The 13264-nt window shown below is 50.1% G+C and carries 13 protein-coding genes; 10 read left to right on the forward strand and 3 right to left on the reverse strand.

Going from position 1 to position 13264, the window contains the following annotated elements; genetic code table 11:
- Together ABD836_RS18750 and ABD836_RS18755 are read left to right on the forward strand one after the other, a co-directional pair.
- Positions 1 to 311, forward strand: a 311-nt coding sequence (locus tag ABD836_RS18750) for a zinc ribbon domain-containing protein (protein WP_344938955.1), incomplete at its 5' end; no start/stop codon positions are given.
- A 99-nt stretch (positions 312 to 410) separates the two neighbouring features.
- The gene (locus ABD836_RS18755) at positions 411 to 875 is read left to right on the forward strand and encodes an SRPBCC family protein (RefSeq protein WP_344938958.1); all 465 of its coding nucleotides are present in this window, start codon (positions 411 to 413) and stop codon (positions 873 to 875) included.
- 167 nt (positions 876 to 1042) lie between these two features.
- Here ABD836_RS18755 and ABD836_RS18760 read toward each other — a convergent pair whose 3' ends face one another.
- Positions 1043 to 1534, reverse strand: a complete 492-nt coding sequence (locus ABD836_RS18760; protein WP_344938961.1) for a TIGR00645 family protein — start codon at positions 1532 to 1534, stop codon at positions 1043 to 1045.
- A 216-nt stretch (positions 1535 to 1750) separates the two neighbouring features.
- Between ABD836_RS18760 and ABD836_RS18765 the strand changes: the two genes are divergently transcribed.
- Positions 1751 to 2716, forward strand: coding sequence for a putative metalloprotease CJM1_0395 family protein (locus ABD836_RS18765; protein ID WP_344938965.1), 966 nt, complete (start codon positions 1751 to 1753; stop codon positions 2714 to 2716).
- A gap of 61 nt (positions 2717 to 2777) precedes the next feature.
- On the opposite strand, the gene ABD836_RS18770 is transcribed toward ABD836_RS18765, so the two are convergent.
- Positions 2778 to 4070: a DEAD/DEAH box helicase gene (locus ABD836_RS18770; protein ID WP_344938968.1), complete on the reverse strand. Its 1293-nt coding sequence runs from the start codon at positions 4068 to 4070 to the stop codon at positions 2778 to 2780.
- Between the two features lie 309 nt (positions 4071 to 4379).
- On the opposite strand from ABD836_RS18770, the gene ABD836_RS18775 reads away from it, so the two are divergent.
- Both ABD836_RS18775 and ABD836_RS18780 read left to right on the forward strand, forming a co-directional pair.
- On the forward strand, positions 4380 to 5966 hold the full coding sequence (locus ABD836_RS18775; RefSeq protein WP_344938971.1) for a peptide chain release factor 3: 1587 nt from the start codon (positions 4380 to 4382) through the stop codon (positions 5964 to 5966).
- A gap of 161 nt (positions 5967 to 6127) precedes the next feature.
- On the forward strand, positions 6128 to 6625 hold the full coding sequence (locus tag ABD836_RS18780) for a hypothetical protein (RefSeq protein ID WP_344938973.1): 498 nt from the start codon (positions 6128 to 6130) through the stop codon (positions 6623 to 6625).
- A gap of 220 nt (positions 6626 to 6845) precedes the next feature.
- On the opposite strand, the gene ABD836_RS18785 is transcribed toward ABD836_RS18780, so the two are convergent.
- Positions 6846 to 7328: a hypothetical protein gene (locus ABD836_RS18785; protein ID WP_344938975.1), complete on the reverse strand. Its 483-nt coding sequence runs from the start codon at positions 7326 to 7328 to the stop codon at positions 6846 to 6848.
- 502 nt (positions 7329 to 7830) lie between these two features.
- Between ABD836_RS18785 and ABD836_RS18790 the strand changes: the two genes are divergently transcribed.
- The 5 genes from ABD836_RS18790 to ABD836_RS18810 all read left to right on the forward strand — a co-directional run bounded on the left by ABD836_RS18790 (position 7831) and on the right by ABD836_RS18810 (position 13242).
- Entirely contained in the window at positions 7831 to 9129 is a 1299-nt protein-coding gene (locus ABD836_RS18790; protein WP_344938978.1) for a Glu/Leu/Phe/Val family dehydrogenase, read from the forward strand.
- Between the two features lie 51 nt (positions 9130 to 9180).
- Positions 9181 to 9978: a transglutaminase-like domain-containing protein gene (locus tag ABD836_RS18795; protein WP_344938980.1), complete on the forward strand. Its 798-nt coding sequence runs from the start codon at positions 9181 to 9183 to the stop codon at positions 9976 to 9978.
- Positions 9979 to 10273: 295 nt separating this feature from the next.
- Positions 10274 to 11350 (forward strand): ELM1/GtrOC1 family putative glycosyltransferase, encoded by a 1077-nt coding sequence (locus ABD836_RS18800; RefSeq protein ID WP_344938982.1) that lies wholly within the window; start codon positions 10274 to 10276, stop codon positions 11348 to 11350.
- Positions 11351 to 11419: 69 nt separating this feature from the next.
- Positions 11420 to 12139 carry a pseudouridine synthase gene (locus tag ABD836_RS18805; protein WP_344938985.1) on the forward strand — a complete coding sequence of 240 codons (720 nt, stop codon included), beginning with the start codon at positions 11420 to 11422 and terminating at the stop codon, positions 12137 to 12139.
- Between the two features lie 41 nt (positions 12140 to 12180).
- Entirely contained in the window at positions 12181 to 13242 is a 1062-nt protein-coding gene (locus ABD836_RS18810; protein ID WP_344938988.1) for a class I SAM-dependent methyltransferase, read from the forward strand.
- The last annotated feature ends 22 nt before the right edge of the window (positions 13243 to 13264 follow it).

The raw sequence follows: 13264 nt of genomic DNA on the forward strand, positions 1-13264 counted from the left end.
TTGCCGACGCAAGCTGGCATAGTCAAATCGAAAAGCTGGACTACAAGGCGAGGCAAGCCGGAAAGCATCTGGTCAAAATTGACCAGTGGTTTGCCTCAACCAAAACCTGTTCTTGCTGTGGTGATAAGATTGAAAAGCTGCCTTTGAATATCCGAGTCTGGACTTGCGCCTGTGGCGCCGTCCTAGATCGCGATACGAATGCAGCGATTAACATTAAGCAGCAAGGTATTCTGAAGTTAAAAGCGACGGGGCTCGTTGTTTCTGCTCATGGAGGCCTGCGTAAGACCGGCACAGTGTCGGCAGCGGCCTAAGAAGTGAGAAGCCTCACCCTAGCGAAGCGTAGGGTGAGGAGAAGTCACACGGGTAAATTGAAGTCCGATCTGTCCGTCTTGGCTCGAGGTGTTTGAACAATGCAATACACGGCACGCTATTCTAGCCATATAAAGGCTACTCCCGCTCAGGCGTGGGCGTGGATGACCTCAGTGGAGAGTATATCGAAGGAGATGTCACCCATTCTGCGGATGACAATGCCCGCCGGCGTAAAGGATCTACAATCGATTTCCTTTGAATCGGGTAAGCCGTTGTTTCGTAGCTGGTTTTTACTCTTCAAAATATTACCATTCGATTTTTCAGATTTTACACTTGAAAAAATTGAGCCCGAGATCAGCTTTGTTGAGCAATCGACAATGGGTTCAATGCGCAGTTGGCGTCACGAGCGCCGTGTTGAACCGGCAAATGGAGGCTGCCTGCTAATAGATGAGCTTACATTTGAGCCCCGTTTCGCCGGATGGCTTGCCAATAAATTTGTGGGTATATTTTTTAGTCATCGCCATCGTCAGCTGCTTAAGTATTTGGGGCATGCCGAGATGGCGTAGTGTGCATAATTTCTTAACGAAGGCGAAATATGTCGTGTTTAAGTTTTGGTGAGCGCACAAGGCTTTTTGGCTGCACGGGAGAAGGGCGTGAAAACGAATGAAAATTTAACTGCGCTTTTGTAAGGGTTATGTATCTGGCGACCTATTTTAGGTCGCCTAGACCGATACTAGTGTCGAGTTAATTTGTCGAGTATGCCCATGGCGAAAGCTGATATCACGAATGTCAGGTGAATGATTACGTACCAGAATAATTTGTCGTTATCTATTTTGTCGGCATTCATAAATACCTTCAAAAGATGAATTGAGGAGATAGCGACAATGGACGCGGCGACTTTATTTTTTAAACTGCCGGTATCGAGTTTACCCAGCCAGTTTAATTTATCGTCCCCTTCTTCAAGGTCGATTTGTGATACAAAATTCTCATAGCCAGAGAACATCACCATCACCAGGAGGCCGCCAACCAGTGAGATATCGATTAGCGATAATACGACTAGAACCAAGTCCATCTCGGAGGTTTCAAAGACGTGCGGTAGTACGTGGATGATTTCTTGGAAAAACTTGATGGCCAGAGCTAATAGAGCCAAGCTCAAACCCAAATAAATAGGGGCCAGCAGCCAGCGGGCGGCATAAAGCAGGCGTTCAAAAGCTTTTTCTAACATTGATCTAAAACCTTGTTTATCGAGTGAGTATTCAGGGTGCTATTGTAGGTGAATCGTCTGATCAAGCGGAAGTGAATATTGTGCTAACAAGCTACGGTTGTATGTGGGCGAGGGCTATACATGCTATTGATCTAAGCGCGCTGCCGACAGCGCTGGTTTATTCTGTTAGATGCGTTAGAATTAGATCAAATATTAGTCAATTTCCGGGGCGCCACAGTGGATGCCATTTCCGCTTCCTCAGTTAGTCCGATAAACCGTCCGCATTCCGGTGTGGTCGGTAGCGTACAGCTGCGTTCCCAGCCGGCAGTGCAGGGTTTGCAGGCGCCTGTACCGGTCAAAAGCCTCCAGCCTCGTCCAATAACTGCGCCAGCTGAGAACGACAGCCAAAGTCGGAGCTTGGTAAAGTCAGATCCTAATTTATCAATATTTGCGGATAGCGGTGTGTCACCGGCCCGTTTGGCGATATTGTCTTCTCCTCGCTTGTATATAGCCGAGGCTGAACAGGGTGACGATGGCGTGGTGTATAGCGTGAAAGGCGCTTTAACTGGCCGGTCAGGTGATTCCACTGCGCCCGATAGTGTGGCTGAAGACGACGGTGGTGATTCTGCGGTCGCTGCCCCTGCAAGAGGCGTTGAGTCGGCGGCGAAAAAAGCGGAAGAGCAACAAGTACAGACCGAGATCCAAGAATTGGCGGCTCGTGATCGCGAAGTGCATAGTCACGAGCTGGCGCATTCTGTGTCGGGTGGTCGCTACGCTGGTGCCCCCAGTTATGAGTTTGAGCGTGGGCCAGATGGCAATACCTATGCTGTGAATGGTGAGGTGAGTATTGATATTGCCCCCGCGGCGACGCCTCAGGCAACGATTGATAAAATGCAGATAGTTAAGCAGGCGGCATTGGCGCCTGCTGAGCCAAGTAGTCAGGATCGCCAGGTGGCGGCAGAGGCTGCGAGAATAGAAGCTGAAGCGCGCCGCGAGTTGGCTGCGAGTTCGCTTGAGGATGGCGACGGTAGGAATCGCAGTCAGAGCTTGGCATCAGCAGCTGACCGCAGCCTTGCTTCTGAAATTGATACGGCTAAGTTTGCTGAGGTAGATATTAAGGCGCAGCGTCTGAGCAGTTTGTATAGCACGCACAGTAGCTCCATTGAGCGCGAGCCATTAAGCTTGCTTGATAGCCGAGCATAATTAGTCAGCTAACTCGTTTTGACATAAAAAAGCCCGCTTAAACGCGGGCTTTTTTATGTGTCTAGCCTTTTGGCGCAGCGCTTCGGCCGCGGTTGCCGCCGCCGGGTCGACCACGGCGACCTGCGGGCTTGGCTGCAGGGCGTTGACCGTCACGGTGCTCTACCCGGGGACGGTGGGGGCGGGAGTTGCTGGGCGCGCCTAGTCGAGACTCCGGTAGTGGATTTACTGGCGTAAAACCCTCGGGAATTTCGCGGGGCAATATTTCCTTTATAAGGCGTTCAATGTCGGCCAGTAATTTAAACTCATCTGCGCAAACCAGTGATACCGCGTTACCTGTTGCACCAGCGCGGCCGGTGCGGCCAATGCGATGTACATAGTCCTCTGGCACATTCGGTAGGTCGAAGTTAACCACTTGTGGCAGTTGGTCTATGTCCAGACCTCGGGCGGCAATATCGGTTGCCACCAACGCGCGTACATCACCATTTTTGAATTCAGCGAGTGCGCGGGTGCGGGCGCCTTGGCTTTTATTGCCGTGAATTGCCGCCGCTTTGATACCGGCATTGTCTAGCTGGGTCGCTAAGCGGTTGGCGCCATGTTTGGTTTTGGAGAAGATGAGTACTTGCTGCCAGTTATTGCTGTTAATCAGGTGGGTTAGCAGTGCCGGTTTCTGGTTCTTATCAACAGGGTAAATACACTGGGTAACAGATTTGGCGGTAGTGACTTCCGGGCTAACTGAAATCTCTACTGGGTTGTTTACTAAGCCCTTGGCGAGCTGACGAATGTCACCGGAGAATGTGGCGGAAAACATCAGATTCTGGCGGCGCTTTGGCAGTACAGCAAGAATTTTACGGATATCGTGGATAAAGCCCATGTCGAGCATGCGGTCGGCTTCGTCCAGCACCAGAATTTCTAATTGGTTAAATTTCACTGCATTTTGATTGTACAAATCCAGAAGGCGGCCCGGAGTAGCTACTAAGATATCGACGCCGCGGCGCAGTTTGATCATTTGCGGGTTAATTTTTACGCCGCCGAATACCACCGTAGAGCGCAGGGGTAGGTTTTTGCCGTACATTGCCACGTTTTCGCCAATTTGGGCAGCGAGTTCGCGGGTTGGTGTCAGTATTAATGCGCGGGCTTGATTGGCATTGGCGCGCTCGCCACGAGACAGTAATTCCAGTATTGGCAGGGTGAAACCTGCGGTTTTACCGGTGCCGGTTTGTGCGGCAGCCATAACATCTCGGCCTTCCAGTACAGCGGGAATGGCTTGGGCTTGGATTGGTGAGGGGGTGTCGTAACCTTTTTCAGTTACCGCAGAAAGTATCGGGGCGGATAAGCCCAGGGAGGTAAAGCTCATAAAATCTATCATCTCATAATGTCGCGCGTCGCGGCGTGATGGCCGATGTCCTGATGACAGCGGGCGTGCAGCTTACGGGAAAAGCGGGTTTTGCGCTATAGATAGAAACCCTCAGTGCGACGGAATACCAGAGCTGGCGGGGTTTTGGTGGCCATTTTCGGTATTTATTGGCAGGCCATTTTGCTGGTGATTGATGCGGTGAATAGTGCAAGCCCTGCTCAAGTCCTTTAAACTCACGCCTCTTATATATGCAGCTCGATTTTATTCTGCGTATCGTCCCGAATCTGTTTAGCCAGAAGACCCAATTTAATGTCAGATATTAGCTTTCAACAGGAAGTGGCCAAGCGCCGCACCTTTGCCATCATCTCTCACCCTGATGCCGGTAAAACGACTATTACTGAGAAATTGATTCTACTTGGGCAATTAATCCAAGTGGCAGGAACAGTTAAGGGCAAAAAGAACGACCGCGCGGCAACCTCAGACTGGATGAGTCTCGAGAAAGAGCGGGGGATCTCGGTTACGTCCTCGGTTATGCAGTTTCCCTATAAAGGGCGCGTCGTGAACTTGCTCGATACGCCCGGGCATGAGGATTTCTCGGAAGACACCTATCGCACTCTGACGGCGGTGGATTCGGCGCTGATGATTATTGATGGTGCCAAGGGTGTCGAAGACCGAACCATCAAATTGATGAATGTCTGCCGTTTACGCGACACGCCCATTTTGGGTTTTGTAAATAAAATGGACCGTGATATTCGCGATCCCATCGAGTTGTTAGACGAGGTCGAGAGCGTGTTGGGTATTGCCGCGGCGCCGATTAATTGGCCCATCGGTATGGGGCGCGATTTTAAGGGTGTCTACAATATGTACACTGACACCATTCACGTGTTTCAGCCAGGTAAGGGTTCTGTGGTGGCTGAAGATATTCGCATTGAGGGGCTGGAAAGCGATGCCGCTCGCGCCTTGCTCGATGACGAGTATGAGAGCTTTCTTGAAGAAATTGAGTTGGTGCGCGGTGCAAGCCATTTCTTTGACCGCGAGGCTTATTTGGCCGGCAAGCAAACACCAGTTTTTTTCGGTACGGCATTGTCGAATTTTGGTGTGCGGGAAATGCTTGACGGCTTTGTTGAGTGGTCGCCAGAACCGCTTGATCGGCCTACTGATAGTCGTGAAGTTAGCGCTAAGGAAGAAACCTTTTCTGGCTTTGTGTTTAAAATTCAGGCCAATATGGATCCCAAACACCGTGACCGGATCGCCTTCATGCGTATCTGCTCGGGCACCTATACTAAGGGTATGAAAATGCGCCATGTGCGCCTTGGTAAAGACGTTAAAATTGTTGATGCGGTGAGTTTTTTGGCTGGTGATCGCGAGCTGGTGGAAGAGGCCGTGTCTGGCGATATTATTGGTTTACACAATCACGGCACTATACAGATTGGCGATACTTTTTCATCCGGAGAAAGTTTTAAATTTACCGGAATTCCGCATTTTGCGCCGGAGCTGTTTCGCCGGATTCGCCTGAAAGATCCAATGAAAGCCAAGCAGTTACAGAAAGGTTTGCAGCAGTTGTCGGAAGAAGGTTCGACGCAGGTATTTATGCCTCAGCGCAATAGTGATCTGGTGGTGGGCGCCGTTGGTAATTTGCAGTTTGAGGTGGTGAGCTATCGCCTCAAAGACGAGTACAAGGTTGAGGCCGTTTATGAGCCTGTTAACGTTTATACAGCGCGCTGGGTTGAATGTGATGACGCAAAGAAATTTGACGAGTTTAAGCGTAAGTGCGCCGAAAACCTTGCAATAGACGGTGGCGGCCATTTGACCTATTTGGCGCCAACCCGGGTGAATTTAGCCTTGACCGAAGAGCGTTATCCGGAAGTGCGTTTCCGCTCTACTCGTGAGCATTAATGTCATAAGCTTGCTATAAGCTGAACAGCAGTCTGAATTTTATTGGAATTTGCGGTGAAAATTACGCTATCCAAGGCTTGTTTGCGGGCTGTGCTGCCCTACAATAGATCTCACAAAACAAGTACAAACAATTATTTTTTATAAAACTAAGGGTTATCACCATGAAAATGAAAGCATTAGTTCTCGCCGTAAGCTTAATTGGTTTGAATGCTAGCGTAATGGCAGACGGCGGCTTTTTTAGTAAGCTGGGTTTGGGTGGCAGTGCTAAGTCAGAAGAAAAGGCAGAAGCTAAAGCTGATGCCAAAGTAGAAGCCAATGTTAATGTTGACACCAACCTTGATGAAAAGGCAGCCAAGATGAAGGCTGAAGGCTCTGCGAAAAGTGAGGCGATGATGGCTGCTGCCGCAGAGAAAAAAGCTGCTGCTGAGGCAAAGCGCGAAGAAGCCAAGGCTAAGCGTGAAGAAGAAAAAGCCGCTGCTAAAGCGCGTAAGGCAGAGCAAGAAGCGCAGGCCGAAGCCGATGCGCAGGCTCGTGCTGAAGCGCGTGCAGAAGCTAAGGCAAGTGCAAAAGCCTCTGTTGAAGAAAAGAAAAGCGCTTTGCGTAGCCTGACAAATATCAAGGTTGACGCTAGTGTAAAAGCGGGTGCTGAAGCAGAGTAATCTCGTTTTTAACTTGCTAGATTGAAGTGGAGCAAATGGCCGCCCGATAAGAGCTGCTGTATGTTCTGGTAAAAGCCGCGACCTTGTTCGCGGTTTTTTTATGGGCTGGTGACACGTAGGCTTACTTAATTGAGGGTAAATTAATGTAGGGGCGGCGATCGGTGTTGGCCGCTACGCCCTATAGCGTGGGTAGCCTCCGCGCGAGCGGAGGCGGGAGTGCTTAGTCTGAGGTGTTTGCCAGGCAAACCTCGAGTGGGAATAGTGGGTCGCCATCTTCTGACACGCTACGGCTGGCGTGTAGAGTTCTCTCGCCAAGTATTGTCTTGACGCTAACGGTGGTTACGCAAGAGCCTTCGCCGCCGCCAGATACCGTATAGCCAATATCGCAGTCACTGAAAGACGGCGCTAGCGGCTCTATTTCTACGCCACCAGTTACGTCACAGCTGGTAACGGCGCAAACCGTAACCGTTCCTGTGCCGGGCAGGTCGATGCCAATCGGGCCTGTTAGTGGGGTGGCGACACCCGCAAAGTAACTGTCAGATGAGGGCAGCTCAACGCATTTTTCAACGCTAATTGAGCGATCTATCGATGGGCTGCTGAGTGCGTCAGCGACGGAGCCCAATAGTCCCGCGTTGGCGGCGCCGGCCATTAATGCGGTGCTAGCAATGACTGAATTTACGATAGTAGATATTTTTCTTTTCATTTCTATTTCTCTCCATAGTGTTAGAAATTAATCATGTGACAGTTTCGAGTTGCTCTCTTGCCTGCCACCTATTATTTGTACCGCAAAACCGCAGTAATTATCTACCTTATTGTGTAATAGCATTTAATTGAGTGCATTAGTTAATTAAAGTGTATTAAAAACAGTTATTTAAATAGCTTAATATATTATTAAATGTGTAGTAATTTACGGTGCGTGTATTAGTGGTTGTGTCATGTAAGCGTAGATTGGTGTCGTTTTGCGAGTATCTGTTGGTGGGGAAAGTAGAGGGTGTGCCTCTGTGAGCTTGGTTTGAGTTGAATAACATGGGAGTGCATTGCTAGTGCGATAGACATTGGTGTCGGTCGGGGCTATGTTCAAACCACTAAGCGAGAAAACAGCTTGTGCTTGTGAGTTAGCGATATTCGTCCGCATGTTAGCGGGTATTTTGAGGTTGATTCCTGTGTGGCGGGGTTTTCGTCACCGCTATTAGCGGAGTGTTGCAGTGAATACGATATTCGATCAGGCGGTAGAGCGCTTGCGTGGTATGGGACAACTTGCAGGTATTAGTGATTCAGTATTGGCGGGTTTATCGCGACCGAAAGCGGTGATGTATGCCTCGCTACCAGTGCGTATGGACGATGGTGCCACCCAGTATTTTGATGCTTATCGCTGCCATTACAGTCAGTTGCTTGGGCCAAGTAAGGGAGGGATCCGCTTTCATCCTTGCGTTGATGACGCCGAGATGCGGGCGCTAGGTTTATGGATGACGATAAAGTGCGCCTTGGTTAATTTACCCTTTGGTGGGGCCAAAGGCGGTGTGGTTGTGGACCCTAAATCGCTGTCGCGAATGGAACTGGAGCGCCTTTCTAGGGCATATATGCGGGCGATGGCTGACTTTGTTGGGCCGGATCTCGATATTCCCGCCCCGGATGTTTATACCAACGAGCGCATAATGGGTTGGATGCGAGACGAGTACGAAGTCATTAATGGCGCTAAGTACCCCGCAGTGATTACTGGCAAACCCGTTAATTTGGGCGGCAGTGAGGGGCGATTTGAGGCGACTGGTCGCGGCGCATTCTATTGCATAGAATTCTTGCGCTGCAAGGAAGGTAAGCTACCTGTTGATATAAGTGTTGCGATCCAAGGCTTTGGTAACGCGGGCTATCATTTGGCGAGATTACTTGCGGCGGCGGGCTATAAGGTGGTGGCCTTAAGTGATTCGCAGGGCGGGATTTTTTGCGCCGAGGGATTGGATGTGCAATTGGTGCACGAGCGTAAAATGGTTACGCATCAAATAAATCCAAACTACCCAGAAGGTTCGGTGAGCAATTGCGAAAACTGTGACAGCTACCAAGCCATAAGCAATGCCGAGCTTTTGGCGATGTCGGTAGATATTCTTGTCCCTGCTGCGCTGGAAAATGCGATAAACAGTGATAATGTGGATGCTGTTGGCGCAAAATGGATAGTTGAAGTGGCCAATGGGCCTATTAGCCTGGATGCTGATGAAGCATTGTTTGCGCGGGATATTGTGGTGATCCCTGATGTTTTGGCTAATTCCGGTGGTGTGATTGTAAGTTATTTCGAGTGGGTGCAAAATCGCGCCGGTTACCCTTGGACCTTACTTGAGGTGCAGAGCCGATTAAAAGAAAAAATCGAATCTGCATTTGAGGGCTTGTGGCAGTATCAGCATCAGAAGGCGGGTATTAGCTTCCGTCAAGCCGCCTATGCCAAGGCGTTGGTGCATCTTGAAGATGTAATGAAAATGAAAGGCACCAAGGAATACTTTATTAACGGCGAGTGATTGCTCTTTGTCCGTCGTTATTATTTTCTAGCTATCTCAAAAGGATTGTTTATGTGGTTGCGCACGAGCTGTGAGATGAGCTTTGATATTTCTGTACCGACGCCATTTATTCTAATGCTGCGCTTGCGCAGCGGTCGCCAGCAATGGGTGGCGAGCGAAGAATATATGCTCAGGCCGATCATACCCGTAATGGAATTTACTGATGGTTATGGCAATTTGTGTCAGCGCTTGGTGGCGCCGCCGGGCCATTTTACGGTCTATACCTCCGCCGAAGTAATGACCGCTGATCATATGGATCAGTCACCGGGCGCGCCGTTTGTTGATATTGAATATTTGCCTGACGAGGTTCTCTGTTATCTCTTGCCTAGCCGCTTCTGCGAATCGGATCGTTTTGGTCAGATGGCCACTGCGATCGTTGCCGGTAAAGCGCTAGGCTATGATCAGGTTAAAGCGATCGAGGCCTGGTTGCGCGATACCATTCGTTTTGAGCCCGGTAATAGTGAGGTGCCGATTTCTGCGGTGGAGGTCAATGCAAGACAGTCTGGGGTTTGTCGAGACTTATCGCATTTAGGCATAGCGCTTTGTCGTAGCTTAAGTATTCCTGCGCGTTTGGTGGTGGGGTATATGTACGGGCTTGAGCCTATGGATCTGCACGCGTGGTTTGAAGCATATGTTGGTGGACGTTGGTATACCTTTGATGCCACCCAGTATGAGCTTCGTAGTGCTTATGTTGTTATCGGTTACGGGCGCGATGCGGCCGATGTTGCTATTTACAACCAGTTTGGGCCACCGGTTAGCCCGATAAACAAAGATATTCGCGTTCAGCTTCTTGAAAAACCTTACTCGTAAGTGCACGCACAGGTAGAAAAATGGCGTCGTTTTATTTGAGATGGCGCTGCGACTTAGCCATCTAGTCGCCTTCTTTCGCATCGAAGTTTTGCCCTGATCCGCTCCGTAATTATCGCAAGTGTAATCATCATGCGTGCTAATGCTTGGCGTTGACTTTCATTGGTCATCTGAGCGTTATTGTTCTGTCATTTTGAATGTCTACATTGGTAGCTCGGTATGCTGCCGCGGCAATTGTAATTAGCGCTGGGTTGCCATCCGAATAAATATCTTTGTATTCGGCGTAGAGCGATTGAGAATGAAGCGTTTTCGTATTTTGGTACTACACGACGGAAAACCTGGGCACCTTAGCCAGTCCTTGGGGCTTGCGCGAATGATCGAGAGCCGCTGTCTTCGATGTGAGTGTGAAATCGTCGTTGTGAAAGCAGTGCCTAGAATTAAATTATTAAATCGCCTCGCGCGCCGTTTGGTGATGTCGCCCACGCCGTTTTTGCGCAGTTTGGTATTTAGTTTATATCGGATTGAAAAGCGTGCGATTGAGATGATTGACCTGGTCGTGTCGTTTGGCGGCAACGTAGTGGCACTTAATATTGCCTTCAGTAAGCAGCTTGAAATTCCGAATGCATTGATCGGTAATAGTTATTCAATTCCCGAGCACGCGATTCGAGCGCACCTTAGTCTAAACGGTGAGTTGGGTGGCGGTAATGCGATTGCGACATCGGTGGTTCTGTGTCGTATTGATCAAGTGCGGTGCCAGCGCGCAGGACAAGAACTGCAAGATCAGGGACGTCCGCTTTGGACATTGCTTGTAGGTGGTGACGGCAGTGGTTATGACTATCACGATGCAGACTGGCATCGCTTGGGTGCTGGAATTCGGGCGCTCAGTGAGCAATATGGGATTCAATGGCTAATAAGCAGCTCACGCCGTACCGGTGCCGCAGCGACTAAGATTTTGCAGCGTTACATGGATGACGATGTTTGTCGCGCGGCGATATGGTACGAAGACGGTCATAGCGAACCCTTGGATGCCTTTCTTGGCGCAGCATCACGAATATTCTGCACAGAAGACAGCTTGAGTATGGTGTCTGAAGCCGTGGCAATGGACAAGCCCGTGGTTAGTTTGCGCCCAACCGAAACATTGCCGACCAGTACTCATGGCAAAGCGATTAATTACATGGCAAAAATTCAATTGCTAGAGCGTGTTGATATTAACGCCATGGCTCAATACCGGTCTAATTTTACCGCACCAAAAAAATCGTATAGCGCTCATCTAGACGATATATTTTACCGCATTGTCGCCCTCGGCGCGGTCACTGAAATGCTGCCGCAGTCGAGTGATCGCATTGCTAGCAAAAGTGCAGCTATGCCGATTTAAGTGGTGCTTGCTTGATGCCGGCGCCGGCATGCCTGACAATACCGGCCTTATTTAGGAGTGGCCGGAATTGTGAGCAACGTTAGCAATAAATCACTGCGCTTGGATCGTTACTTGGCGAGCGTCACCGACTATTCGCGCAGCGATGCTAAAAAACTGATTAAAGCCGGCGAGATAACGGTAGACGGCGTAGCTATACGTGATCCCGGCCAAACCGTCGCGCTTGATGCTGTGGTGAATTTAAGCGGTCATTCCCTGCGGACTGTTGGCCCGCGCTATATTATGCTAAACAAGCCTCAAGGTTATATCTGCGCCGCGCGGGATCGCCGTCACCAGACTGTATTGGATTTGATGGAAGAGGATAACCCTGAGCGCTTGCATGTGGCAGGCCGTCTCGATATTGATACCACTGGGTTGGTTTTGCTTACGGATGATGGTAGCTGGTCCCACGCGGTGACCTCGCCACAGCGCAAATGTTGGAAAAGTTACTACGTGGAAACGGCTGAAGTGATTACTGAGCAAACACAAGTGCATTTTAGCCGCGGGGTGTTTTTGAAAGATGATACGGCCCGCACTTTACCCGCAGAATTAGAATTATTGGGAGAGCGGGTGGCCCGTCTGAAAATTTGCGAAGGTCGCTACCACCAGGTGAAGCGAATGTTTGGCGCTGAAGGAAATTTGGTCACCAGTTTGCACCGCGAAGCGATTGGCGAAATTGTTCTCGACCTTGATTTGGCCGAAGGTGAATATCGCTATCTAACGGCAGCCGAAGTCGCCAGTGTGCAAACGTAGCCGCGCGACAATTAGTCCCGTCAATTTACAATGAGATAGCAATGAGCAGCGAGCAAAACAATACTGCCGGATCTGATACCGCATTGATGGCCTTGTATCAGCAATTTCCTGTCGCGCCAACGCCGCTGTGGTGGTTTGCCGATGAGCATGTGGCGGCAATGCCGCTGCCAGCGGTCGGCGCAAATTGGCTCAGTTTTAGCAACCGCTGCGATATAGCGGAACAATTGCGCCGCGCAGGCTATGTGGTTGAGCTGGGTGATTTTGTCATGCCTGCAAATGCGGAACCGCCGCAAACGGTGTGCTATCGCGTATCGAAAGAAAAAGCCCTAGTGCATTATTTAATAAATCAGGCCTTGGCGATATTGCCCACTGGCGGCAGTTTGCTCTTGGCTGGTCACAAGAATGACGGCTTGCACAGCTACGCAAAAAAAGCTGCCGCGCTGGTTGGCGCGAGTGCCGAAATTAAAAAGCACGGCGGCGCGGCGTATATCGCGACCATTGTAAAGCGCGCGGTTCCGAGTGGTGTATTGCCAGACCAGCACTATACCGAAATTCAGGAAATTGCTCAGTCACCTACCCTGTATAGCAAACCGGGTATATTTGGCTGGCAGAAGCAAGACCGGGGTAGCGCGTTATTGATCGAGCAGCTGCCGGCATTTTTGACGGGCTTTAAACAAGCTCCGGCGAGCTTGGTTGATCTTGGTTGCGGCTATGGCTTTATAGCAGTGAAGGCTGCAGCTCAATTGCCGGGCGCCAATTGGTTACTCACCGACAATAATGCGACCGCCTTGTTGGCGGCGCGAAGGAATTGTGAAGCGCAGGGGATTAGTGCGCAAATTGAACTAGCCGATTGCGCGTCTGGTTTGAACGGCCCCTTTGAAGCGGTGTTGTGTAATCCGCCTTTTCATAAAGGCTTTGCGGTTGCCGGGTCACTAACCGATCAGTTCATTGTGGCGGCGCACCGTTTGCTAAGCCGCCAGGGGCGGGCCTTATTCGTCGTAAATCAGTTTATCCCGCTGGAGCGTAAAGCAATTGGCATATTCGCTAACGCGGAAATATTGATCGAACATGATGGCTTTAAAGTCGTTAGTCTCAGCAAATAAAGAGTGACGCTAGCGCCACTCT

Origin of the sequence: Zhongshania borealis, assembly GCF_039539625.1 — a bacterium.
Lineage (GTDB): Bacteria > Pseudomonadota > Gammaproteobacteria > Pseudomonadales > Spongiibacteraceae > Spongiibacter > Spongiibacter borealis.

Excerpts from the sequence above, each read along its gene's own strand:
- ABD836_RS18755 (WP_344938958.1), top strand. The coding sequence starts at position 411 with ATGCAATACACGGCACGCTATTCTAGCCATATAAAGGCTACTCCCGCT.
- ABD836_RS18775 (WP_344938971.1), top strand. The coding sequence starts at position 4,380 with ATGTCAGATATTAGCTTTCAACAGGAAGTGGCCAAGCGCCGCACCTTT.
- ABD836_RS18760 (WP_344938961.1), bottom strand. The coding sequence starts at position 1,534 with ATGTTAGAAAAAGCTTTTGAACGCCTGCTTTATGCCGCCCGCTGGCTG.
- ABD836_RS18770 (WP_344938968.1), bottom strand. The coding sequence starts at position 4,070 with ATGAGCTTTACCTCCCTGGGCTTATCCGCCCCGATACTTTCTGCGGTA.
- ABD836_RS18800 (WP_344938982.1), top strand. The coding sequence starts at position 10,274 with ATGAAGCGTTTTCGTATTTTGGTACTACACGACGGAAAACCTGGGCAC.
- ABD836_RS18785 (WP_344938975.1), bottom strand. The coding sequence starts at position 7,328 with ATGAAAAGAAAAATATCTACTATCGTAAATTCAGTCATTGCTAGCACC.
- ABD836_RS18810 (WP_344938988.1), top strand. The coding sequence starts at position 12,181 with ATGAGCAGCGAGCAAAACAATACTGCCGGATCTGATACCGCATTGATG.
- ABD836_RS18780 (WP_344938973.1), top strand. The coding sequence starts at position 6,128 with ATGAAAATGAAAGCATTAGTTCTCGCCGTAAGCTTAATTGGTTTGAAT.
- ABD836_RS18795 (WP_344938980.1), top strand. The coding sequence starts at position 9,181 with ATGTGGTTGCGCACGAGCTGTGAGATGAGCTTTGATATTTCTGTACCG.